Source organism: Alterirhizorhabdus solaris, assembly GCF_007785815.1.
Lineage (GTDB): Bacteria > Pseudomonadota > Alphaproteobacteria > Sphingomonadales > Sphingomonadaceae > Alterirhizorhabdus > Alterirhizorhabdus solaris.
Map to the genome: position 1 here is coordinate 1 of NZ_VNIM01000169.1, position 4,053 is coordinate 4,053.

3 protein-coding genes and 1 pseudogene are annotated in these 4,053 nt (G+C 59.8%); 2 read left to right on the top strand and 2 right to left on the bottom strand.

Annotated features, from left to right (window positions below):
* Nucleotides 1–110 (top strand): annotated as a pseudogene (locus FOY91_RS20745) (IS5/IS1182 family transposase); the annotation flags it as partial.
* Between the two features lie 209 nt (nucleotides 111–319).
* Here FOY91_RS20745 and FOY91_RS20750 read toward each other — a convergent pair.
* Nucleotides 320–1,861: an alpha/beta hydrolase domain-containing protein gene (locus FOY91_RS20750; protein ID WP_145155900.1), complete on the bottom strand. Its 1,542-nt coding sequence runs from the start codon at nucleotides 1,859–1,861 to the stop codon at nucleotides 320–322.
* A 119-nt stretch (nucleotides 1,862–1,980) separates the two neighbouring features.
* On the opposite strand from FOY91_RS20750, the gene FOY91_RS20755 reads away from it, so the two are divergent.
* Nucleotides 1,981–2,862 carry a LysR family transcriptional regulator gene (locus FOY91_RS20755; RefSeq protein WP_162527301.1) on the top strand — a complete coding sequence of 294 codons (882 nt, stop codon included), beginning with the start codon at nucleotides 1,981–1,983 and terminating at the stop codon, nucleotides 2,860–2,862.
* A 556-nt stretch (nucleotides 2,863–3,418) separates the two neighbouring features.
* On the opposite strand, the gene FOY91_RS20760 is transcribed toward FOY91_RS20755, so the two are convergent.
* Nucleotides 3,419–3,622: a transposase gene (locus tag FOY91_RS20760; RefSeq protein ID WP_420822900.1), complete on the bottom strand. Its 204-nt coding sequence runs from the start codon at nucleotides 3,620–3,622 to the stop codon at nucleotides 3,419–3,421.
* Between the last annotated feature and the right edge of the window lie 431 nt (nucleotides 3,623–4,053).

The window sequence follows — 4,053 nt, forward strand, 5'->3', positions numbered from 1 at the left end:
TCCGCTGGCGCCGGCTCGTCCGGGATTACGAAGCCCGTATCGATGTATCCAAAGCCATGATCCTCGTCGCCATGGGCGGCAACCTCCTCCGCCGAACCACTCATCCATGATTTTCAAAACGGACTCTAAGGCATTGGAGCGGGAAGATAGAATAAAAACTCTCGGGGGGCGATCGGCGCCAATCGGGAACCCCTTAAACACTATAATATCAAACGCTTTCAATGACTTTATGACAAGTGACGGGGTCCCGTTTCGACGCCTGTCCACACCATTGCTTACCCCGTCGTCAGTTGGTTGCCCTTGTGGATCAGGGGTTGGGTCAAGGGACGTCAACGCCTTCTGCCGCCTGGATTATCCGCTTGCCGCTCTCGGGCAGTAGCCAGCGCTGATCGACCGCACTCGCAACGCTTGTCTTCACCTTGCCGACATAGGTCGCGTGCTCCGGATAAAGCTGCCGCAATTTCTCGTGCGGATAGGGAAATTTCTGACCGACCACGGCATAGGCAGCGAGGCCGACCGCGCCCTGATAACGAGCGAGCGGTACGTCGATCCACGGACTGCGAAGGCCGCCCAGCGCGTTGCCGTCGGCGTCGCGGACGACCTTCCCGGCCTCGATCTCGAGGCGGGGCGCCTGCGGCGGCGCCGTGCCTTTGAGCGCCCAGTCCTGCAAATTCTTCAGCGCCGCCGCGGAAAGATAGCCGCGCGGGAAGTCGTTGACGACGATGTCTTTGGGCACGGGAATGAGCGGGTTGGGAACCCCGGCGCGGGTTGCTTCGAGCTTGGTCGCATGCCCCGCTTCGCCAAAACCGGTCTTGTGGGACGCGCCGGCAATCTCATAGGTGACGAGGCCGGTGCGGCCGTCCACCCGGTCCGGCTGCCGCGTATGCAGGCCCAGCCACATGTCGCCCTCCGACACGATGTTGATGACCGGTACATCGATGACAGGCAGGTGATTGCGCGGATCGTCTGGCAATATGTCGGTGGAGCATTGGTTGATCCGCAGCATCGCCGGCCCGACCTCCACGAGATAGCCGTCGAAGATCGGCCCGCCGTCTGGCATGCGCATCAGGTTATGGAAAGCGCTGATGAAGTTGCGCTGGATCATCCCCGACTGGGAATAGCCGGTCGCGAAAATATGGGGGCGCCGGAAGCCGGGCAGGATCCGTTCACGCTGATCGCCTTTCAGAAAAGCGCCGATCTGGCCGTATATGTCCCAGATCAGCCCGTCTTCGCTGGGCGCATCCGGCATGGCGGGAAAGTCTTCGATCTTGAACATGCCCGCCATCGGATACATTGGGACGATACTGGGATGGGGACACCGCGCTTCGGCGGGCATGGGGTTGCTCCACGCCAGAGGCGCGTAGCGAGCGGGGTCGAACCGCTTGAGGGCATTGAGCGTGACGGACTTGCTGGTGACGCCGATCCAAACGTCTCCCTTGTCCATCACATAGTCCGCGGATGTGGCCATGGTCGTCGTGATATCGAGGCTGGTCGACGAGTTGAGCGTCTCGAACTCTATATTGCCGCTGAAGCGGGCGGGATCGATCGGTCGCCGGACGAGGATGCGCGTGACGTAGGGACCGGCCTTGGAAGCCGGGCGGACCTTGAGCGTATCACCAACCCATTCATAGGCGCGGGCCTGCCCGGATACGAAATACTCTTCCTCGACATAGCCGTGCGCCGCCAAGTCGTCGGTGGCCGCCAGAAAGGGTTTGGACGTCGCGGTTACGGGAATCCTGCTGATCTCAAACGCGGGGTTCAGATGAACTTGCGACGCATTCAAAGACTTCGCGACCGCGAGACTTGGCGTCACTGCATAAAGAGTGGCGGCCGATGCCAGAAGTGAAAACCAGTGTTGCACGTGGGTGTAACTCCTCTGTTGTACAACCATAGTTGATCGGAATGATGATCAGGCGGTAATGCTTTTTTGCCATGAGTATAACCTGCGGTTATATGCGTCAGCGACGGGAGCGGATGCCCATGAAGTTTTCCCAGCTAAAGGCACTAAATACCATCGCAAGGGTCGGTAGTATTCAGCGCGCGGCGCGGGAACTGGCGATCTCCCAGCCGGCGCTCAGCAAATCGATCCGTACGCTCGAACTGGAATTCGGTGTCCCCCTGCTCAGGCGGAGCGCCAAAGGCGTTTCGCTGACAGAGTTCGGGCAGGCAGCAGTCAAGCGATCGCAAACCATCCACAAGGAGATGGATCGCCTGTCCGACGAGATATGCTGGCTGAAAAACGAGCGCAACGGTCGCCTCTCCATCGGCATTACCCCGCTTTGTTCGGGGCCAGTCCTTGCCGACGCCGTGGCGCACATGCAGCATGATCATCCGGGCGTCGACATCAGCCTGACCGAAAGCCGGTCGAACCAGATACTGGGCGGCCTGCGCGATGGCCTGTTCGATCTGGGCCTCGTCACCGGCGTCGGCGAGGCACCGCCGTCCGGCGGCACCATCCTCAAGCGATTTTCCACCCGCCTTCTCATCGGCCGCGCCGACTTTTCGGGCAGCAAGAGCATCGACCAATTATTGGCCGAGCGCTGGATCGATATCGATGTGTCCGACGAACAAAATTATATCAGCACCCTCTTCAAGGACGAAGAACGCAGGCCCGCGAGGATATTCCAGTGCACGTCCGTGAGCATGGCCGTGGACCTGGCCCCCCGCCTGGGTGCTATCATCTATCTGGTAGAGGCCGCGCTCCCTTTTTTTTCCCGACTTATAGAGGACGGGATGCTGACGCCCATAGAAACGGATTTTCTGTTGCCGGCAGTGAACGTGTATCTGGTCAAATCGGAGGGCAGCATGCTTTCACCGGCAGCAGAAAGATTCGTCCGCTTTCTGACGAGGGACTCACAATAGGGTTTCTTGAGTTTGAAACGTAAGGCTGTCTACATCACCAACTCCGACCGTTGTCCGCACAGGAGGCTTACTCGATACGCAAGGACCGTCGTAATAGGGCTTGGTTAAAGTTGTCGGCCGGTCGTCTGGATGCGCATCAGCGGGTGGACACACGGCCGCCTGGATTGGTGTTTGGCACCGACGTTGCCCAGAACCGGGGCATGATATGGAGGCTGGCGCGGTGGCTTCGTCAGCGTGCGCGGCATCAAATGACGAAGTGTTTCCTGTCAGCCCTAAACGCAACCCAAGAGTTGCGTAGGGGTCGGAAGTCTGGCTAACGGCGACCGACAATATTCGAGGTGACCACCGCCCGACATGTGGATAGGCGTCGAAACGGAACCCCCGCCGAAATGCGGCTGAGGCGTTGTAGCGGAAGACAGAATAAAAACTCTCGGGAGGCGATCGGCGCCGATCGGGGCCCCTGAAACGCTATAATATCGAACGTTTTCAGTGATTTTTCTAACAAATGACGGGGTCCCGTTTCGACGCCTGTCCACAGTCCCACGGCGGAAAGCTGTCAGTAGGAGCCGCCAGGGGAGCCCGACCGCAGCACGTAAAGGATCGCCTCGATGATCCGGCGCATCGAGCATCGTCGCCGCCGTCCGCATGGTCGAGGTGATGGTAAATAGGGCTCGATCAGCTCCCATTCGGCCTCGGTAAGATCTCTTCCAAAGCGCAGGCCCGCGCGGCTATGCTGCGTGCGGTCGGTCGGGCTCCACATCGAGCACTCCAGAATAGGTATCGCAACCCTCTGGAATCACGCCGAAGCCCGATCGTTTAACCTCATTCCGCCGCCGTTCCCAAACAGCCTCTCAGCGGCTAGGGTACAGCGTAGGAGGCGTTGCCATCGGCATCTTGTATAATTGCGCTGCTGTCGGTCCTGCACCCATCGCCAGCCTCGAACCGAGCCTTGGAGATACTGCATGATCGTCGTCATTGCCTTGATCGTTGCGTTGGTAGTGACTCTCGCGCTTACCTTCGGCCGCTTCGCCCGAAGCGACGGATGGCGGGCGACCGTTACCCCACTAGAGCGGTTTCCTATCAGTCTGCATCGTAACCGGCGTTGGCGAAGTAGTTGGCGCATTCCTGCGGCGGGTAAAGGTCGAGGATGCGGCCGATGGCGTTCCACAGGCCGTGAATGGTGCGCTCGGC